The organism is Vibrio cholerae ATCC 14035 (assembly GCF_000621645.1).
GTDB lineage: Bacteria > Pseudomonadota > Gammaproteobacteria > Enterobacterales > Vibrionaceae > Vibrio > Vibrio cholerae.
This window is the reverse complement of the sequence record NZ_JHXR01000002.1, coordinates 65249-84433: the sequence shown is the minus strand read 5'-3', so window position 1 is coordinate 84433 and position 19185 is coordinate 65249. Positions and strand designations below refer to the sequence as shown.

Sequence of the window (19185 nt, the reverse complement as noted above, 5' to 3'; positions counted from 1 at the left end):
ACGATTACACTATGCTGCTGGTGGCTTACTTTTGAGTGGTTACCTGGACATCGAGTCGTTTGGGTATCACTGACAAAGTAAGTATAAGAGGCTTAGTTTCGGAGCAATAGAAGCGCCATTGAAAATATATTTATCCTTTTTTGGCACTCAACTACTGGAAAAATCTAGATTTTGGTATACGGTCTGGCGTGCTGAGCTTATGTGAATTTCAATACTTAGAAAAGGTGTCCATCTGAAGCGAGTCGCACCTAATGATAAAGTTTGAGTACGAAAGCACAGTTTGTTGCGCTCATTCATTTCAATCCCTACCGTGAGGCATGCCTACAAGTGCGATGCCATATGCAACGTATCAACCCTCTACTTAACTACGGTCACTATTAATGGGTGACTTCGCTCACCAACTCTTCAAATTGGGTGATATCCCAATCACTTCAACTGTCCGTGACTTTTCCGACCAGCGGCAGTAAACGCCACGCTTCACTTTCTCGAAACGGGTGATTGGTGATGACGGCGTAACCGGCGACGCAACATCTGCCGCCTTTGGATCGAATGAACTCGGCAATGGTATTAACGGCTTCATCACTGTATGACTCGATTTTGTAGAGTGTGTCCATATCGTCATCCTCGATTGGGGAACAACGAATCTTTTGCATATTTGATGCCATGATGGCACGTCATGCTCGCACTAGAAGAATGTTAAGGATGTTTGCAAAAAGTGATGCAAGTTGCAAAAACACATTATTAATGTGCCTAAATGATGCAAATTGATTTCCATCAAGTTTGTGTGATTTTTGTGTGCTACTGTGCGCGCAACACAAAGATAACAACATAGCCCTACAAAAAAGGAAAACGTCATGAAACAAACCATTTGCGGCCTAGCCGTACTTGCAGCCCTAAGCTCCGCTCCTGTATTTGCTCACCAAGAAGGTGACTTTATTGTGCGCGCGGGTATTGCCTCGGTAGTACCTAATGACAGTAGCGATAAAGTGTTAAACACTCAAAGTGAGTTGGCAGTTAATAGCAATACCCAGTTAGGGTTAACGCTTGGCTATATGTTTACTGACAACATCAGTTTTGAAGTCCTCGCTGCTACGCCATTTTCACATAAGATTTCTACCTCTGGTGGTGAGTTAGGTAGCCTTGGTGATATTGGTGAAACAAAACATTTGCCACCTACCTTTATGGTCCAATACTACTTTGGTGAAGCTAATTCGACTTTCCGTCCATATGTTGGTGCGGGTTTGAATTACACCACTTTCTTTGATGAAAGCTTTAATAGTACGGGTACTAATAATGCATTGAGTGATTTAAAACTGGACGACTCATGGGGACTTGCTGCTAACGTTGGCTTTGATTATATGCTCAATGATAGCTGGTTCCTCAACGCTTCTGTGTGGTATGCCAATATTGAAACAACGGCAACCTACAAAGCAGGTGCAGATGCCAAATCCACGGATGTTGAAATCAATCCTTGGGTATTTATGATCGCGGGTGGTTATAAGTTCTAACGCCCTATTTCGAAAATAAAGCCGCGAAATCGCGGCTTTATTTTTTTGTGGCCTCGATTTCATCATTTTTAGCGGTAGTGATTGTTTTCTAACGTAATCTCTATTCAGAGCCTGAGACGTACGTCAATCCCCTGTTGATACTGATAAATAGGTGTCAAATTTTAAAGGCGCAAACCTATCAGTAAGATTTTATCTTTATGATTTTCTTTTCTTTATTTCTGGCTTTCGTATCGAGTATTTCTGCTTACTGAGTAGTTTGTGACACGTAGAGTTCACACTGCTTGTTAACATTTTTTTAACTCGAATTTGGTGTTTTTCATTGACTTGTACCACTTTGATTGAACGCGGTATTTCGCGTGCAATCGGCGTTGATGGGAGCGGTTCAACGCTTAATACATTCAACATCTCTAGGATTGAGAAATGAAAATGATACAACGTCCTCTGAATTGGTTAGTTCTGGCCGGAGCGGCAACTGGCTTCCCTCTCTATGCGGCACAAATGGTCATGATTGATGATGCATCAATGGTTGAACAAGCGTTGGCGCAGCAACAGTACAGTATGATGCCTGCCGCCAGCGGTTTTAAAGCCGTCAATACGGTACAGTTGCCGAATGGTAAGGTGAAAGTGCGTTACCAGCAGATGTACAACGGGGTTCCTGTCTATGGCACCGCTGTGGTGGCAACCGAATCCAGTAAAGGGATTTCGCAAGTGTATGGTCAAATGGCTCAGCAGTTGGAAGCCGATCTCTCAACCGTGACCCCTGACATTGAAAGCCAGCAGGCCATCGCTTTAGCGGTTAGCCATTTTGGTGAACAACACGCTGGAGAATCGCTCCCGGTGGAAAACGAAAGTGTGCAACTGATGGTACGTTTGGATGATAACCAACAGGCTCAGTTAGTGTACTTGGTCGACTTTTTTGTCGCTTCAGAAACACCTTCGCGTCCGTTCTACTTTATCAGTGCAGCAACGGGAGAAGTGCTAGACCAATGGGATGGCATTAACCACGCACAGGCAACAGGAACCGGCCCCGGCGGTAACCAAAAAACGGGACGTTATGAATACGGCAGTAACGGTTTACCCGGTTTCACGATTGATAAGACCGGAACCACCTGTACGATGAATAACAGTGCGGTAAAAACCGTTAACCTCAATGGCGGCACCTCGGGTAGCACGGCGTTCAGTTATGCTTGTAACAACAGCACTAACTACAACAGTGTTAAAACAGTGAATGGTGCTTACTCACCGCTAAACGACGCGCACTTCTTCGGAAAAGTGGTGTTTGATATGTATCAGCAGTGGTTGAATACTTCGCCGCTGACTTTCCAATTAACCATGCGTGTGCACTATGGCAATAACTATGAAAATGCCTTCTGGGATGGCCGCGCCATGACTTTTGGTGATGGCTATACCCGTTTCTATCCTTTGGTGGATATCAACGTTAGTGCCCATGAGGTCAGCCACGGTTTTACTGAGCAGAATTCAGGCCTCGTTTACCGAGATATGTCCGGTGGTATTAACGAAGCATTCTCGGATATCGCAGGGGAAGCGGCAGAGTACTTTATGCGTGGCAATGTTGACTGGATTGTCGGCGCGGATATTTTTAAATCCTCCGGTGGCCTACGTTATTTCGATCAGCCGTCACGTGATGGCCGATCGATAGATCATGCTTCACAGTATTACAGCGGTATTGATGTTCACCATTCGAGTGGCGTGTTTAACCGCGCGTTTTACCTACTCGCCAATAAATCGGGTTGGAACGTACGTAAAGGTTTTGAAGTGTTTGCCGTGGCTAACCAGTTGTACTGGACACCGAACAGCACTTTTGATCAAGGTGGCTGTGGGGTAGTGAAAGCGGCGCAGGATCTCAACTACAACACCGCAGACGTCGTGGCAGCCTTTAATACCGTGGGTGTCAATGCTTCTTGTGGCACCACGCCACCACCTGTCGGCAAAGTGCTTGAGAAAGGTAAACCGTTCACAGGACTGAGCGGCTCACGTGGAGGAGAAGATTTCTATACCTTCACTGTGACCAATTCAGGCAGTGTTGTTGTGTCCATCAGTGGTGGAACGGGCGATGCGGATCTGTATGTCAAAGCAGGCAGCAAACCCACCACTTCTTCTTGGGATTGTCGTCCATACCGTTCAGGCAATGCCGAGCAGTGTTCCATCTCTGCGGTCGTGGGTACGACATACCATGTCATGTTACGCGGTTACAGTAACTATTCTGGTGTGACGTTACGCTTGGACTAACTTCCTTGCCACCTACCTGCAACGCCCTCAGCAAAGTCTGAGGGCGTTGTTTTTGAAGGGCAGTTTCTAGGATGTATCAACTATTTGAGTTGGCTGACCGCCGAAGAAACATTTTCTGCACCTTGGTAAATCTGTTCCATGATGGTTGACACTTCCACAATGCGGCCATTGGTTTCATTGGCAATCTGAGAGACTTGAGAAATAGAGCTGGTTACCGCTTCAGTTAAGGAGAGGTTTTTATTCACCACTTGATTGATCTCTTCTGTGGCTTTTGAGGTGCGAGAAGCCAGTTGACGCACTTCATCGGCAACCACCGCAAAACCGCGTCCTTGCTCACCCGCTCGCGCCGCTTCTATCGCTGCATTTAATGCGAGCAAGTTGGTTTGGTCAGCGATACCACTGATGGTTTTGACAATTTCAGAGACATCTTTCGAGAGAACCACGAGCTGCTCAATCTGTTGTAGTGATTGTTCGATATTGCCCACCATTTTTTCTGCTAAACGAACTGAATCTTGCAGTACATGGTTCCCGCCTTGTGCTACTTGCGAGGTTTCTACTGAGGTGCTATAGGCGATATTGGCAGCGTCTGTTACTTGCTGTTCACGTAATACCTCTGCAGTGATGTCTGAGGCGAACTTGACAATTTTATATACCTTATTGTTTTGATCTTTGACCGGACTGTAGGAGGCTTGGATCCATACCTGACTACCATAACTATTTTTGCGTAAGAACCGACCAGAATAAGCTTGCCCTGCCGCCAAGCTTTTCCAAAAGGTTGGATGTTGCTGATAGAACTCATCAAAGCAGAACAGGCGATGGTGTTTGCCTTTTATTTGGTCGAGTGAATAGCCCATTGTTTTGAGAAATGCACTGTTTGCAGAAATAATCGTGCCATCAGGTTCAAATTCGATCACTGCAAAATTTTGGTTCAGTGCCGTCAAAAGATCTCGTTGTGACTCAGCGTGGAGATATTGTTCCGTAACATCACTGGCAATTTTCATCACACTACTCACTTTCCCATCGGTTTTGATGGGGAAATAGGTCGCTTCTAAGACTAAAAGTGAACCATCTTTTTTGTAGCGCATAAAAGTACCAGAATGCGACTTACCTTGAGCAAGAGAGGTCCAAAATTGCTGATATTGTTGCGATTGACACTCTGCGGGAGAGCAAAAAATACGATGATGTTTCCCGGTAAGCTCCTCTAACCGATAACCAACGGCATTGAGAAAAAGTGGATTAGCAGAGATGACATTACCTGAGGTATCAAATTCAATCGAAGCAATATGCTCGGATAGGGACTGCACAATATTGTCCTGATGGGAAGGTTTGGTCGATGGTTTTTGTTTTTGAAAAAGAAACATAAGTGACCCTTTAATAGTTGATACGCCCTTATTTGCAGCCAACAAATTCGTCACTGGGACCACCCAACGCAGCAATCTTTCATGGCTGAAAGGGCAATTCCCTTTAATGTGAGGCATCGCTGAGATGGTGAGTTCGACTTATTGAGCGTAGTGCCTCTCCATTCAAAACGGCAAAACGATCCCGCCTCTAAGCAACACTTCAACTTACGTCGGTTTAAATGATTAAAGTACAAAACAATCGGAATATCGGTTGTTAGGTAAACCAACGCTAATCAATGAGATAATAACCGTGAATCTTGTCTTATTTATGAATATTTTTATTAATAGTAAGCTTAGTTAAGGTTCATGCATTTCAGGAAGGTTTTTACATTTGGATACACTTAATCGATGCGGAAGGTGTTTTTTACACTGGATAAAAAAGCGCACTCGAGAGTGCGCTTTTCGCTTTATCCTTAAACCTCTAAGAAGGGATGAAAGTTACTTCAAGACAGAGTTGCTATTAGATACGGCGCCAAGGCTATCGTCAGCAAGAAAATCAGCGGTTTCAGTTTGCATCTCCGTATGATGTGCAAGATCCGCATATCCCGCATCTTGCGGTGCAACAAAGGTCGAGTGCTTCGCCGTGCTGTTGAACTGAACAAAGCTTTTGGTTGCGTTTGGCGCTGTTTGTCCTGCATTGACTGTGGTTAAACCAAGCAAGGTAGCCAGCGGCTCTGTGCCGGCAAACTGAGGGCTGAGATAAACCAGCGAGCCAGTAGGATTACTCACCTTGTTAGGTACCACGCTATCACCATCCACTTCTGAGAAGTAAAGTGGTGTGGTCAGCCCACCATTATTGAGCTTTGTGCTCACTATAGAGTAAGGATCAATGGTGTCGAGTAGGGTCTGCGCCGCATACGAGAACATCTGGAAGCCTGAGGTGACTTGGGCCAGCTGCTCTTGGGTTGCCAAGGAAGTGAACAAGTTATAGCAAGCAGAATCATCTAAGCTGGCACATTGTGCATCAGCAAACCCTTTGTATTCTGTGCTAGCGCTTAATGCAACGTTATGCTTGATCTTCGGACCAAAAAACGCTGATCCCAATAGTAGGTTAGAAATTTGCCCGCCTGAGTTTTGAATCGCCGCGCCAGAGAAGCTGTACATAGCATCTGCAGCAGTAGATCCTAAGGTCTTGTTGCTTTCCGCAATCGCAGAAGTGCCGACAATTCCCCCTAATGAATGTCCCAGCATACGAACTTTCGAGCCTGTACCTACATTGATGCCAGACAGTCGGGTACCAGTGAAAAGAGGCTGAGACAGGGTTAACGCTGCTCGCAGTCCCAATACATCGAGAATGCTTTGGCGTAAGTTATCCCGAGCCACGGCCAAGTAGGTGAGGTTGATGTAAGCAAGGGGATCACTATTGGCCGAGCGCGTGCTGTCTAAACTACGTTCCCCGTGCAGCGGTAAGTCAATGGCAATAACAGCAAGTCCCACAGCTGTAAGATTTTTCGCGAAAGCGTAGGCATTTTCTTTGGCAGTGGTGACACCGTGTTGATAAATCACAATATCAGTTGGCGCAGCACCTGCCGGAGTAAACAGTAAAAATGGCACATCTTGCACCGATTTCACTTTGGGTACGGGTGAATAGCGAGTGATGTAGCGTTCAGGGTCCAATGCAGTGCCATCGGACTTGGTCAATGTCAAACCCATCAGCTTGAGCTGTTCACTCGCATCAGTGGCGAGCTTGGTGGTATCAATCCCCGCGGCAAGCAGTTGGCTGCCGATCGTTAATTGCTCTTTACTGTCTGCCAGTGCGGCTTTGATCTTGGCGAGGCTTGGCATCGCCGATTCAAACGGTTGAGTATTCCAGTTACTGCCAGTTTCAAGGTAGTAAGGTAGACGGACTGTGCCTTTGGTTACATCAACGGTATTGGCCGTGTAAGTACCTAAAATAGCGGTTTTTTTGTCTGCACCAACATAGGTACTGAAATTGTCATCCGCTGTCAGAGCGGCAGCGAAGTCAACGGGTGTACCTAATTGTATGGTGTAAGCCGTATCGAGCCCAAGGCCTGTTTGTTTCCACACTGTCTCTAATTGGTTGCTGCCACTGGCAAAAGCGGATGCGGTCGCACCGCGCGTGGCAAACAGAGTATTGCTCACCGATTGGGTGGAAAACCACGTCGAGTAAACGATTTGAGTCTCATCGACGCCGCTGAGTTGGAAGATTTTTTCTACCCCTTGAGTGACTTTTTGTAGCGTCGCAATATCTCCTTCGCTGTAAATCTTGTTTTTGGATTTTAGTGCGGCATAGCTTGCAGAAGTCCCCACCGGATTACCGTTGGCATCCGAGACTTCTGAGGTGACCGCCAGAATGTATTCCGAAGAGGCATTGAGTGCTTTGGTCGGCATGATGAGAATCTTATCGGAAGCAGCACTGGATACGGCGGTGTAATCCACCCCATTGGTTAATAAAGCTTTGATACTCGGTGAACCGGTCATCGAGTCGGTTAACTCGTACAGATAAATACCCGATGTGATGATGTTATCGGCTAAACCTGCACCTTTAAAATCGAGGAACAGCGGCATAGTGATGGGCCAGCCATCCACTTGTCCCATCGCGACCAATGGGTTAGAGCCAGAAGTATTGCTTCCTGGCGGAATTTCCAACGTGCCATCCTTAGCATTCATTAAGGCAAAGGAGGGTAGAGGCACATTGGCATCTTTGCCACTTAACGCAAATTTGATCGTGGTATCACGTTGCAAGGCTTGTTGAATATAGGATTCGTATACCACCTCAGTGCTTGCACCTGAACTATTGGTCTCATCACCGCAACCGGCTAACCAGAGTGCTGAGCAGAGTAGGGAGAGCTTAATAACCTGTTTCATGTTCGACTCCAGAAATTAGTGAAAACGGTAGTTAAATTGCAATGCACTGATATAGGCGACCGCCTCAGACTCAAACTGAAGGTTCTGGCCGATTTGGTTTTTTTCAGTAAAAGACCCCTTACGGCTCTGTACTAACGCAAAACCGGCATCCATAGTCAGTTGTGGCGTCAAGGTGTACGTCAAACCCGCTGAGTACCAGAAACGGTCACTGTCGGGAATACTGAGTGTTGCCTTACCGGCTTGCTCATCGAAAGCCAAACCTGCGCGCAATGTCCAAGTGGTGTTCAGCGTATAGGTTGCGCCGACAGACCAGCGTCCGTTGTCTTGGTATTGTTCGATTTTTTGGAAACAGGTGCCGTTTTTACATTGGCTGGAAGTGGCAGTGAGTTCTTCAAAGCTGCTCCAATCGGTTTGTTGGTAGCTGTAATGCACAGCCCATTGTTCATTCAGTTGGTGGAAGCCGGAGAGCTCCCAAATGGCTGGCAGTTCGATTTTGAGTTGTCCCGGAACAACCGCACTGGTCGCGATGCCTGAGTCATAACTGGAGAACTCGCCATCATCGAAATTCAGCTTAACGCGCGAACGGTAGCCAAAGCCGATCCGGTTTTGCTCATCCAATTCATAAAGCGCGCCGATATTCCAGCCTAAAGCAAGGGTTTCACCCGTCATGCCAATCAGGTTATCGCTAGGATTTCCGCCGCCCATGAAGGGAGCCAATCCACCTTTGTGGCGAGTTAATTTGGCTTTGGCGGCGACCAGATCAAGGCCAAAACCTAAGCTCAGTTCTGGGTTAACACGATAAGCGATATTCGGGTTGAGGTTGACTGAGATGAGTGAGGTATCGCCGGCTAAGTCGCCTGCATAAATCTCATTGGGGTAGTCGGTCGCAACGCCATAGGTCGTAAACATGGCTAGCCCCCAAGCCCATTGGTCGTTGATTGGGCGGATATAATACGCGGCGGGCACAATTTGCAGAGGAGCCACATCCTTCATCGACTGATTGTTGGAAAGATCGTCCACATTGACTTCAGGATCGACGATCGACAGTGCACCAGAGAATTGTGCCGTCTCAAAAAGCATCATGGCGGCAGGATTTCGTGCTAACACGCTGGCATTATCGGCTACCGCCGCTTCACCAGAAAATGCACGACCTAAACCCGATGCTGAGTGTTCGGCAACTTGAAAACCAGCGGCGCTAACTTGCCCCGCAATCAGGGCTGAGATGGCGACAGCAAGGGAAGATTTATACAACATTCTCGACCTCCTAGGTCTTTCCGCACGATTGAAGAACAAAAGCAACATTGGCAGCACGCAGGAGTGCTTGGTTGCTAATCGGTATTCTCAAACCGCTTGGGTGTGTGGTTATTGTTATTGGCTTGATGCGATTTTTTCAGTTGACCCATGACGGATATCCCTTGCTACCGATCTATAACGCCAAGTCGTTTTGTTATGGCGAGCAAGTGGTTGGATGCGTAACGGGTGGGGGTGAGAAGGTGCAAGTAAAGGAACCCAACCACTGAAAAGAGCACATGAAGCGCGATGTTAAATTTGTGTTAATGCTATGTCAAAGAAAATAACTGAATTATTTTATAAAAGAGGCGCAAGATAGAGATTTAATTCATCAAGATCAATGAATTAAAGTCATTTTCTGGTTGTACCAGTTTAAGTTTGCAGGCTTTACAGTCAGTTACAACCAAAGGATGATTTTTGAGTGCTTTTGAGGAGGGGACATCGCCACGAATTTCGACAAATTCAGGAGCATACTGTGTATGCTCCTGATGGAGTGGCTTAGCGGCCAACGAACGCCACGACCACCTTATCTTCACCCAATGTGCGAGTGAAAACATAAGCGTTAGATTGGGCGATTTCGCGATGCTCTCCCGTTCCTATCGCAGGGTGACGTTGACGGAATTGACCTAAGGTTTGCCAATGCTTGAGCAGTGCTTGGCGTTCGGCATTCCATTCCCAAGGCATATCAGAGCGAGTGCCTTGATGGAAATCGTCTGCGTACGGTCCCGCTTCGCGGGCGACTTCATCGCCGTAATACACTTGGATAGCACCCGGTGTCAGTAGCAGGGCATTGGCGGCGTTACGTTGCATATCCAGTGATTTAAAGCGCCCGAAAAACAACTCAGTATCGTGCGAGGACATATAACTGACGGGGTTAAAGTCGGGATATTTGGCGAGGGTTTGCGCGTAATCGCGATACACCATCGCCATCTGGCTCAAACAGGCTGCGCCGTTATCCATACGTTTTTGAATGTCAAAGTTAATCAATGCATCAAAGCCATCATCAAAGTAGGGGCTGCGATAGGCACCGTGCCCCCACACTTCGCCCATCATCCAAAACGGCTCACCGCTTTGATTATTGTCTTTACGCCACGCTGCAAGGCTTTCCGTCGCGCGCTGTTTTAAGCGTTGCCACACTTCCCCTTCCACATGTTTGACGGTGTCGATGCGAAAACCGTCGATCCCAAAGCGGCGTACCCAATCGCTTTGCCATTCAATTAAATAGTCAGCGACAGTGTAATTGGGTTTGCTCACCACTCGTGTGCCGGGATTGTTGAGTAGCCACTGCGGCGGGGTAACGGCTTGGGGGGATTCAGTGCGAAAATCCGGTAAACCGGCGAGATTCATCGTGATGTCACTGCTGCCCGGCGCAGGATAGCCCGGTAAGCCTGCGCGTACCCAGTCTGGCCCCCACCACTGTTGCCAATTCTTGCTTTGGTAATCAATGGCTTGATGGAAGCTGTGCCAGTTTTCGTCGGCGCTGGGTTTCCAGTCATTCCAACGTTCAGGCAGCATAGGTGCGTTCACCACTTGTACTGCATCTTGCTGTAAATCGGCGAGTGTCGCGTAACCTGCATGATTGATCACCGCATCCATCAAAATTTTAATGCCGCGACGATGCGCCTCACGCACTAAGGTTTGTAAATCCTCATCTTTCCCAAAGTTGGCATCGATCTTGGTGAAATCGCGGGTCCAATAGCCGTGATAGGCATAAAACGGGAATGATCCTTTCTCGCCACCGCCGACAAACCCATGTACCTGTTCGACAATCGGAGAGAGCCAGATAGCATCTGTGCCTAAGCTTTGGATATGGTCAAGTTTTGCAATCACACCCTTGAGATCGCCGCCATGAAATGTTCCGATCTCCTCTTGGCCATCTTTGTGACGACCATAACTGCCATCATTGCTTGGGTCTGCGTTGTAGAAGCGATCAACCATCACAAAATAAATATTGGCATTTCGATAGGTAAAGGGCTGTTTGGGCTCGGCTTTTGCTGTCTGTTTAGGTTCCAACAACACCAAGCCGCCGCTGTTAGCGGAAGGGGTTAAGCGCACTTTGCCTTGCTCGATGGTCACTACTTGCCCAGTCATAGCATCTTGCAACTCGGTTCCATCGGCAAAGCTGCTCGCCAGATCTAAAGTCACTTCACCGCCTTGATACACTTCGCAACTGACGTTTGGGATCGGGCGATGAAACTCAGTTTTGGCTGCCTTAGTGGTTTGACGCACGAAGGTGAGAGTATTGTTTTGCGCTTGCCACTGAAATGCGTAATCCCCGGTAAAACGGATACTCAAAGGTAACTGAGTCGGGACATGGCAATTGAGAGCGATGGGCGTGTTGAATTTGATCTCTTGTTCGGGGACCGGTGGGCAATCACCGCCAATCCCGCTAATGGTCAAGGTGTAGTCGCCCTTAGTGAGCGGGATCACCAGTGGTTCATCGGCTTGCAGTGGAAAATCGCGGCTGTTGGTGGTGGTTGCTACCGTTAAATTCGCAGTGGAAGCTGGCGAGGCCAGCGCTGGCAAAGCTAGAGCTGAGAGCAGCGATAGGGTCAAGGCATTCAGTTTCATTGTCTATCCTTCTTATTATTGATTCGGCTTTCCTACCCAAATGGCGCCGATTTTTGTATCGATAAAGGATAAATTGCACCGCGTCACTCAACATCATTCTTAGCGCTACGCCTTGTTAATTTGCACCGCGTCACAACCCAACAGGATAGGGCGTAGAAAGCCAGATTGCCGCCATGCGTTATCGTCTAAAAATCTAATTCAAGTCACAACTTTATGGATCGATATTGATAGTTTTTGCACAGAGACGGCCAGCTGCATAGGATGTGCTGAGTGAAAAACAGGAGAATAACCATGCAACAACAAGCAACCGTACAGAAAGTGACCATGGCGCAACAAGGGCCAGAGCTGTCTGAACTGGTTCAAGGTTACTGGCGACTGGCGGAATGGAATATGACGCCTCAGCAGCGCTTAACCTTTTTGAAGCAGCATATTGAGCTGGGGATCAGTACCGTTGATCACGCGGACATTTACGGTAACTATCAATGTGAAACACTGTTTGGTGAAGCCCTAGCGTTGGAACCTTCACTGCGCGAGCAGATCGAGATTGTGACCAAATGCGACATTAAACTGTGTAGCGATCGCTTTCCTGAGCGCAAAATTAATCACTACGACACCAGCGCGGCGCATATCTATCAATCGGTCAATCACTCGCTTGAGCGTTTGGGAGTCAATGAGATCGATGTCTTGCTGATCCACCGCCCAGATGTACTGATGAATGCTGATGAAGTCGCGGAAGCATTTTCTGAACTGCACAAGGTCGGTAAAGTGAAACACTTTGGTGTTTCAAACTTCAGCCCAGCGCAGTTTGATTTGCTGCAGTCACGCTTAGGTAAGCTATTGGTGACTAACCAAGTCGAAATCAATCCACTCAATTTTGATGTGGCACACGATGGCACCTTGGATCAACTGCAGCGTCTGCGCATTCGCCCAATGGCATGGTCATGCCTCGGTGGCAGCGCAATTTTCTCAGGTCAAACTGAGCAAACGCAGCGCGTACGAGCTGTGCTGGAAGAGATCCGTGTTGAGCTCGGCGCAGAGTCGATTGAGCAGGTGATTTATGCGTGGGTGCGTCGTTTACCGAGCCAACCACTACCGATTATCGGATCCGGAAAAATCGAGCGAGTTCAAAGTGCAATAGCAGCCTTGTCGTTAGAGCTTTCTCGTGAGCAGTGGTATCGGGTGTGGGTCGCATCCAAAGGTCATGGCGTGCCATAACGGGTTATTACGGCTCAATCTTCTTCCTACCTGCAGCTCCAAGTTGTTTGAGGAGATACTCTTGCGCCAGTCTTTGTACTGGCGCAGTTTTTATCAACTCATATCTTATCTCTTCACTTCTTGCCACCCATTCGCTCCCGATATTGTCCATTCACGCCCCATAAAGACCATTGGTCGCAAAGCCCGATAACGACAGACGAAGTTCAGTAAGCTCACTCCATTCTTGATAGCTGCTGCGTCGTGGCACAAACACGATGAGCAGTTGAGGACGTTTACGTTCTGACAATTACGTTACTGAAAAGGACCGTTCACATGAAAATTCGAACTTCGTTGAGCTTGACTGCTTATGTCTCCGTTTTGTTGTTTAGCTTATCTGCTTGGCCTGTATTTGCGCTGCCAAGCGAAGCCATGATCCAACGTTATAACCAAGCCGCACAAGGTGATGAAAAGTTAGTTGAACCCTTGTACGCCGATTTAGAAAAATTGGTTGCGCAAGAAGGGGCGACGGCACTGAGCTTGGTCTATTTGGGCAGTACACGCACCTTGATGGGACGTGATGCTTTTTTACCGTGGAAGAAAATGCGTTATAGCGAAGAGGGGCTTGCCACAATAGAGAAAGGCCTTTCTTTATTAAGTAGTCAGGTGACCCAATCAAGTGAGCACACGGCAAGTTCAGAAGAGATACGCAACGGTTTACCAGTTCAAATGCTTGCTATGGCAGTGGCGGCGGCCACTTATACCGCCATGCCCGACATGTTTAACCATTTTGAGCGCGGATATGATCTCTACCTGAATCTATTGTCCGATCCTCAATTTCAAGCGCAGCCGTTTGCGGCCACCGCGTGGATCTATCGCTTAGCTATTGTTGCTGCCTTGCGCGCCGAAGATGAAGCGCAAGCTCGCCTTTGGCTAGAAGCCATGCAGCAAGCGGATGCGCAACATCCAGATACCCAGCAAGCTCAAGCCTTGCTGAGCCAAGGGTAGGAGGACGCATGCTGCATTTTCAAAGTATAGAAAAACAGTACTCATTGGGAGTTCAAAGCGTGCCAGCGCTACGTGGTGTGAGCGGTGTGGTACAGCAAGGCGAGATGTTAGTGCTGTGTGGCCCCTCCGGCTCGGGTAAAAGCACTTTGCTCAACATCTTGGGATTACTTGACCCTAATTACCAAGGTGAAGTGGCATTAGAGGGACGTGTATATCCACGTAAGGGTAAGTCTGCCGCCTTACTGCGTCGTACTCAGTTTGGTTTTGTGTTCCAAAAATTCAACTTAGTATCCGTGATGACGGCGCTAGAGAATGTCGCCTATCCCTTGATGCTTAATGGTTTTAGCCGTCGTGATCAGCACAAGTTAGCACATGACATGCTAACCAAGGTTGGATTAGAAGCGGTGATGCAGCAGCGTCCAGATCATCTTTCCGGTGGTCAGCAGCAGCGTGTAGCGATAGCTCGGGCGTTGGTTCACAACCCGAAATTGGTGGTCGCGGATGAGCCTACCGCGAGTCTGGATAGTCAAACAGCCAACCTCGTGATCAGTTTAATGAAAAGTCTTGGTCATGAGTTAGGCACGACTTTTGTGGTTGCCACTCATGACGGGCGCATGGCAGCTCAGTGCGATCGCACCCTCAATCTGGTGGACGGACAAATTTCATTGGAGGCGATGCAATGGGCAAGTTGATCTCACAAGCATGGCGATTGGCGGCGTTAAACCTGCAGCGTAATCGTCGCCGCAGCCTACTCTCTATTTCGATCATCGCGATTGCAGTATTGGCATTAACATCTGCAGGCGGCTTTGGTCTTTATACCTATGATTCACTACGTGAATCGACAGCGCGGGATGTCGGACATTTAACGCTGAGCCAGCGTGGCTATTTTGCACAAGAGGAAGAGACACCTTTGGCGAATGGATTAGAAGGCAGCGACCACATTCGCCAAGTGTTGCTGGCGAATCCGGCGATTCGTGGCATCCAGCCACGTATTGAGTTAACAGGGCTGGTTTCGAATGGCCAAAAATCAACGATTTTTGTTGGTCTTGGTGTGGATGACAAAGAGTTTGATATGAAAGGCCCGTTTTTGGATCTGCGAGCAGGGCAAACCTTGCAAGATCCTAAGTCTCCGCGCTTTGACCCGACTCAACCTCAAGTGATGCTTGGCGTAGATCTGGCGCGCAACTTAAGTGTGGGCGTCGGTGATTGGGTGACGCTGCTCGCTACCACGGCGGATGGCGCACTGAACGCACTGGATTTTCAAGTGCGTGGTCTCTATTCGACAGGAGTGCCTGAGTTGGATAAACGGCAGCTCTATTTGCACTTAGCATCGGCTCAAGAGCTGCTCAACTCCAGTAAAGTCAGCACCTTGTCTGTGTATCTGTTTAACACCGAGAATACTCAAACGCTACAAACGTGGGTGGAAAATCAACTGAATCAGTTGTCCTTATCACAAGAGCTGCAAGTGACACCTTGGCAGCAACTCGCTTTCTTTTACACCCGAGTCAAAGACTTGTATGACCGATTGTTTGGCGTGATGGGAACCGTGATGGCGATGGTGGTGTTTGTTGCGCTCTTTAATACCTTAACCATGTCGGTCAGTGAGCGGACTCGTGAAATCGGAACTTTGTCGGCTCTTGGCGCGTACCCAAGCGACATTTTGGCGGGCTTTGTGCGCGAAGCGACCTTGCTGGCGCTGTGCGGCTCACTCTTGGGTACCTTGCTTACAGGAATAACCATAGTGGCGGTACGCGTAGCGGATATTCAAATGCCACCGCCCCCGGGAAGAACCGAAGGTTATCCGCTCGATCTCTATTTTTCCTTCACTCTGGTTGGGTTTTGCACCCTAGGCACAGTGCTCATTTGTGTACTCGCGGCGTGGTTCTCTGCGCGCAAAGGCGTCAATAAGCCAATTACGGAGGCGTTAGCGTATGTTTAAACTCATTTTTATGGTGGTTTTAGGGCTTGTGGTGATGGATCGATCTTTCGCGGTCGAGATGGATGTGAGCAGCATGGTGCAGCGAGCCGATGAGTACCGGCTTAAAGAAGCGGCAGCGAAAGTCGTCTCTGTGGTGCAGCTTTATCATGATGGCCAGTTGGAAAAAACCAATCAGTATGATGTCTATGTGCGTGAAAATCGCGAATCGCTAGTGCTGTTTCAATCGGCGACAGAAGCTGGACAAAAAATGTTGATGCTCGGAGATAACTATTGGTTACTGATGCCGAAAAGTCGCCGCCCAATCCGTATTACACCGATGCAAAAACTGCTCGGTGAAGCTTCAGTCGGTGATATTTCAACACTGACTTGGAGTGATGATTATCAAGCGAGTTTAGAGGGAGAAGACTCGGTGCAACGTGAAGATCAATCCAGCGTTGAAACGTACCGCTTGGCGCTCAAAGCGAAAACCGCAGGGGCCAGCTATCAAGCGATCACCTTGTGGCTTAATCGTGCGGATGCTTCACCAATCAAAGCCGAACTTTATCTGCATTCCGGTAAACTGGCCAAGGTGGCGTGGTTTACCGTGCAAGGTGATCGAGTGGTTGAGATGACGTTGCTGGATAAAATTCAACCCTTGCGACGAACCGTGATCGAATATCAATCCGTACAGCCGAAACGTTTGGAGGATAAGTTCTACAACCCGGCGTATTTGATTCAAAATACGGCCTTGGAGTAATGCTATGAGGTGTGCTCAGGCGTTAGGAATTATTGGGCTACTGAGTTGTCCTCCTGCATGGACACAAGAGCCGCTCAAGTTAGACTGGGATTGGATGGTGAGCGCTTCGCATGCTCAACGCAATGACTCCTTGGTGTGGGCTGCTGCTCAAGATGATGAACAGCAGCAAGTGGATATCGGGCTCGATTTACAGTCTCGCTGGCAAGGTTGGACGGCGAGTTTTGCGCTCACTAGCCGCGCACTCTATCGAAGTGATGAGCAGGCAAAAGAAACGAGGCTGACACTCAGTGAACTGTTTTGGCAAGGGGAAAGCACGCTTGCTGGACAAACACTAGATATTACCGCCGGAAAAATTCGTCTCGATTGGGGAGTGGGCTATGGTTATCGGCCGCTGGATCTTTTTTTACCCTATCGGCGCAATCCATTAGGTATTCAAGTGGAAGAGGGGGCTGGTGTGCTCGCGCTCTCCTCCTATCAAGAGTTAGGTGAATGGACTTTGATCGCCACGGATAGTGCTTGGGGGCGTTCGAGCGAAGCGCAGTTAGTGACTCAAAATGAACAACAAGGCATTGGATTACGCCACTATCGCTTAATAGGGGAGAGTGAAATCCAAGGCATCGTTTATTACGACAATGTCCGGCGTGGTTTAGTGGGCGGCTCGTGGGTTTCTGTACTCAATAGCACATGGGGCGTGCACAGCTCTTGGCTATATCAACGAGAATATTGGCAATACCAAAGACAAACTGAGCAGCCGATCGAATTGGTTAAACAAGAAAATGCGGCGCAGTTTTTGTTTGGCATAAACTGGGCAAACCCAGAGGGGCACAACGTCATTGCCGAATACTGGTACGACGGACGCAGTTGGAATGCTGATGAATGGCAGCAAATATTGGCTGATGCGACTTTGCTGCATCAACAGGGCCGGTCACCAATGGCTTTTGCGTATGCACAAGGCTATCAAGCCACTAACCTGGTGGCGCACAATTTTATGCTGCATTGGACATGGGATAGCGGTAATGGTCAACGGTTTGGTATGGATAACCTCACGCCAACTCTTGATGTTTTGTGGTCTCCGGAAGAGGGCGGTTGGATGATTACTCAATGGATCAATTGGCAAGCTTACGACACGGGCTCTGCCTCTTTGGAACTGGAACTGGCCGCGCGTTTCTTTGGTGGCGAAACGGATTCGGCGTACGTCAACTTACCCGATAGCGTTAGGGTTTTGTTCAATCTAAAAGGAAAATTCTAGATGATGGAACGCTTTGATATTTCAGCACAAGATTTGAAAAGTTTTGGTTTTACCACACTGTTTTGCATCGTGATCGCTCTCGCGACGATGTCAATTTGGGGTGGGCTATTTGGAGAGCATCTCGCCATCAGCTTTAGTTATGGCTACAGCGCCTTTTTTTCCGCGCAATGGATTGCACGGCGCTGGCCGGAACTATCAAAGCGTTTGGTGAATATCTTATCTTTAAGCTGTGCGGTGGTGCTGGGTACCAGCAGCGCCTATCTATGGCTGCGCCATTACCCGGGCTTTGATGAGTTTTCTGCTTATAAGCCCATTATTTTTCTTGGGTTTATTTTTTCCGCGGTCTGTTTTTTGTATTTTTATTCTCACGAACAAAAAATCCTAGCTCAAGGCGCATTGGAAGCGGCTCGCCGCCGCCAGTCGGAGCAAGAAAAAGCGCTGTTATTGAGTCAACTCAAGCAGCTACAAAGTCAGATGGAGCCTCATTTTCTGTTCAATACTTTGGCCAATATTAATGCTTTGATTGCGGTAGAACCCTATAAAGCGCAGTTAATGTTGGAGAAACTCACTGAGTTACTGCGCGGTACTATGCGCTTGCGACGAACCAATACAGGAGACTTGCGTGAAGAGATGCAACTGATTGATGCGTATCTGGGAATTCAAAAAATACGCTTAGGGGAAAGGCTGGAATACACTCTGCCCGAGTTGTCAGAATGGGGTACACTCGGCATGCCGCCTATGCTGATCCAACCTTTGGTCGAAAATGCAGTGTCACATGGTATTGAACCCAAAGCCGAAGGCGGTACCATTCGGGTGAGAATCGAAGTGGCTGATGACTGGTTTGAGCTATCGGTAGAAGATAATGGCATGGGCTTAAGTGATACCCCCAAGGGCAATGGTATTGCTTTGCAGAATGTTCGCGACCGTCTGTCTGGGCTCTTTGGGCATGAAGGTTTACTGACCGTGGCGCAAAATTGCTCTGGCGGCGTTACGGCCACGATTCGCATCCGTTTGCACCATTTGCAGGGATTGCAGCGTTCTTTTTATGATTACTCGCAGGCTCGTTCACCTCAATCGTAGAGTTTGTCTATGCGCATAATAAGAGGAATGAGGGTATCCTTGGCTAAGCAACAAAGGTCGGTCTACGGCGATGCCAATCTGTTCCAGATAAATTTTTCACTCGGCGTTTACCTGCAACGTCAAGTAGCTTGGGT

General features: G+C 48.1%; 17 protein-coding genes. 9 read left to right on the top strand and 8 right to left on the bottom strand.

The features are described 5' to 3' along the window. Window positions 1-431 precede the first annotated feature (431 nt). Window positions 432-614, bottom strand: a complete 183-nt coding sequence (locus T411_RS0102295) for a hypothetical protein (protein WP_000380449.1) — start codon at window positions 612-614, stop codon at window positions 432-434. Window positions 615-854: 240 nt separating this feature from the next. Between T411_RS0102295 and ompW the strand changes: the two genes are divergently transcribed. Beyond that, window positions 855-1508 carry an outer membrane protein OmpW gene (gene ompW, locus T411_RS0102290; protein WP_000814593.1) on the top strand — a complete coding sequence of 218 codons (654 nt, stop codon included), beginning with the start codon at window positions 855-857 and terminating at the stop codon, window positions 1506-1508. A 195-nt stretch (window positions 1509-1703) separates the two neighbouring features. Here the strand turns inward: ompW and T411_RS01000000118945 are convergent, their stop codons facing one another. Then, window positions 1704-1913, bottom strand: a complete 210-nt coding sequence (locus T411_RS01000000118945) for a hypothetical protein (RefSeq protein WP_032074627.1) — start codon at window positions 1911-1913, stop codon at window positions 1704-1706. 15 nt (window positions 1914-1928) lie between these two features. Here T411_RS01000000118945 and hapA point away from each other — a divergent pair, with 15 nt between their 5' ends. Beyond that, on the top strand, window positions 1929-3758 hold the full coding sequence (gene hapA, locus T411_RS0102285; protein WP_000782166.1) for a hemagglutinin/proteinase HapA: 1830 nt from the start codon (window positions 1929-1931) through the stop codon (window positions 3756-3758). A gap of 80 nt (window positions 3759-3838) precedes the next feature. Here the strand turns inward: hapA and T411_RS0102280 are convergent, their stop codons facing one another. The 5 genes from T411_RS0102280 to T411_RS0102255 form a co-directional block, all read right to left on the bottom strand. Continuing rightward, window positions 3839-5119, bottom strand: coding sequence for a methyl-accepting chemotaxis protein (locus tag T411_RS0102280; protein WP_000478324.1), 1281 nt, complete (start codon window positions 5117-5119; stop codon window positions 3839-3841). Between the two features lie 477 nt (window positions 5120-5596). After that, window positions 5597-7987: a VolA/Pla-1 family phospholipase gene (locus T411_RS0102275; protein ID WP_000815657.1), complete on the bottom strand. Its 2391-nt coding sequence runs from the start codon at window positions 7985-7987 to the stop codon at window positions 5597-5599. A gap of 15 nt (window positions 7988-8002) precedes the next feature. Further along, window positions 8003-9241, bottom strand: coding sequence for an outer membrane protein transport protein (locus T411_RS0102270; RefSeq protein ID WP_000966057.1), 1239 nt, complete (start codon window positions 9239-9241; stop codon window positions 8003-8005). Between the two features lie 359 nt (window positions 9242-9600). After that, window positions 9601-9786, bottom strand: coding sequence for a hypothetical protein (locus T411_RS0102260; protein ID WP_000729211.1), 186 nt, complete (start codon window positions 9784-9786; stop codon window positions 9601-9603). Then, entirely contained in the window at window positions 9776-11848 is a 2073-nt protein-coding gene (locus T411_RS0102255) for an alpha-amylase (protein ID WP_000772619.1), read from the bottom strand. Before T411_RS0102255 ends, T411_RS0102260 begins: the two co-directional genes overlap by 11 nt. 291 nt (window positions 11849-12139) lie before the next feature. Here T411_RS0102255 and T411_RS0102250 point away from each other — a divergent pair, with 291 nt between their 5' ends. Then, window positions 12140-13063: an aldo/keto reductase gene (locus tag T411_RS0102250; RefSeq protein ID WP_001187221.1), complete on the top strand. Its 924-nt coding sequence runs from the start codon at window positions 12140-12142 to the stop codon at window positions 13061-13063. 151 nt (window positions 13064-13214) lie between these two features. On the opposite strand, the gene T411_RS1000000121475 is transcribed toward T411_RS0102250, so the two are convergent. Further along, window positions 13215-13349, bottom strand: a complete 135-nt coding sequence (locus T411_RS1000000121475) for a hypothetical protein (protein WP_000003970.1) — start codon at window positions 13347-13349, stop codon at window positions 13215-13217. 26 nt (window positions 13350-13375) lie between these two features. On the opposite strand from T411_RS1000000121475, the gene T411_RS0102240 reads away from it, so the two are divergent. From T411_RS0102240 to T411_RS0102215, 6 genes are read left to right on the top strand one after another with little or no spacing between them, the layout of a single operon-like run. Further along, the gene (locus T411_RS0102240; RefSeq protein WP_000702730.1) at window positions 13376-14047 is read left to right on the top strand and encodes a hypothetical protein; all 672 of its coding nucleotides are present in this window, start codon (window positions 13376-13378) and stop codon (window positions 14045-14047) included. A gap of 8 nt (window positions 14048-14055) precedes the next feature. After that, entirely contained in the window at window positions 14056-14739 is a 684-nt protein-coding gene (locus tag T411_RS0102235; RefSeq protein WP_000902226.1) for an ABC transporter ATP-binding protein, read from the top strand. Next, window positions 14727-15986, top strand: a complete 1260-nt coding sequence (locus T411_RS0102230) for an ABC transporter permease (protein WP_000517213.1) — start codon at window positions 14727-14729, stop codon at window positions 15984-15986. Before T411_RS0102235 ends, T411_RS0102230 begins: the two co-directional genes overlap by 13 nt. Then, on the top strand, window positions 15979-16722 hold the full coding sequence (locus T411_RS0102225) for an outer membrane lipoprotein-sorting protein (RefSeq protein ID WP_000475395.1): 744 nt from the start codon (window positions 15979-15981) through the stop codon (window positions 16720-16722). The genes T411_RS0102230 and T411_RS0102225 overlap by 8 nt, the downstream gene beginning before the upstream one ends. A gap of 4 nt (window positions 16723-16726) precedes the next feature. After that, complete coding sequence (locus tag T411_RS0102220; protein WP_001203200.1) at window positions 16727-17971, top strand: hypothetical protein; 1245 nt, start codon at window positions 16727-16729, stop codon at window positions 17969-17971. Next, on the top strand, window positions 17972-19051 hold the full coding sequence (locus T411_RS0102215; RefSeq protein WP_000970565.1) for a sensor histidine kinase: 1080 nt from the start codon (window positions 17972-17974) through the stop codon (window positions 19049-19051). The last annotated feature ends 134 nt before the right edge of the window (window positions 19052-19185 follow it).

Coding starts and splice junctions, on each gene's coding strand:
- T411_RS01000000118945 (WP_032074627.1), bottom strand. CDS start 1,913: ATGTTGAATGTATTAAGCGTTGAACCGCTCCCATCAACGCCGATTGCA.
- T411_RS0102270 (WP_000966057.1), bottom strand. CDS start 9,241: ATGTTGTATAAATCTTCCCTTGCTGTCGCCATCTCAGCCCTGATTGCG.
- T411_RS0102275 (WP_000815657.1), bottom strand. CDS start 7,987: ATGAAACAGGTTATTAAGCTCTCCCTACTCTGCTCAGCACTCTGGTTA.
- T411_RS0102215 (WP_000970565.1), top strand. CDS start 17,972: ATGATGGAACGCTTTGATATTTCAGCACAAGATTTGAAAAGTTTTGGT.
- T411_RS0102225 (WP_000475395.1), top strand. CDS start 15,979: ATGTTTAAACTCATTTTTATGGTGGTTTTAGGGCTTGTGGTGATGGAT.
- T411_RS0102250 (WP_001187221.1), top strand. CDS start 12,140: ATGCAACAACAAGCAACCGTACAGAAAGTGACCATGGCGCAACAAGGG.
- T411_RS0102280 (WP_000478324.1), bottom strand. CDS start 5,119: ATGTTTCTTTTTCAAAAACAAAAACCATCGACCAAACCTTCCCATCAG.
- T411_RS0102255 (WP_000772619.1), bottom strand. CDS start 11,848: ATGAAACTGAATGCCTTGACCCTATCGCTGCTCTCAGCTCTAGCTTTG.
- T411_RS0102230 (WP_000517213.1), top strand. CDS start 14,727: ATGGGCAAGTTGATCTCACAAGCATGGCGATTGGCGGCGTTAAACCTG.
- T411_RS0102235 (WP_000902226.1), top strand. CDS start 14,056: ATGCTGCATTTTCAAAGTATAGAAAAACAGTACTCATTGGGAGTTCAA.
- ompW (WP_000814593.1), top strand. CDS start 855: ATGAAACAAACCATTTGCGGCCTAGCCGTACTTGCAGCCCTAAGCTCC.
- T411_RS0102220 (WP_001203200.1), top strand. CDS start 16,727: ATGAGGTGTGCTCAGGCGTTAGGAATTATTGGGCTACTGAGTTGTCCT.
- T411_RS0102240 (WP_000702730.1), top strand. CDS start 13,376: ATGAAAATTCGAACTTCGTTGAGCTTGACTGCTTATGTCTCCGTTTTG.
- hapA (WP_000782166.1), top strand. CDS start 1,929: ATGAAAATGATACAACGTCCTCTGAATTGGTTAGTTCTGGCCGGAGCG.
- T411_RS0102295 (WP_000380449.1), bottom strand. CDS start 614: ATGGACACACTCTACAAAATCGAGTCATACAGTGATGAAGCCGTTAAT.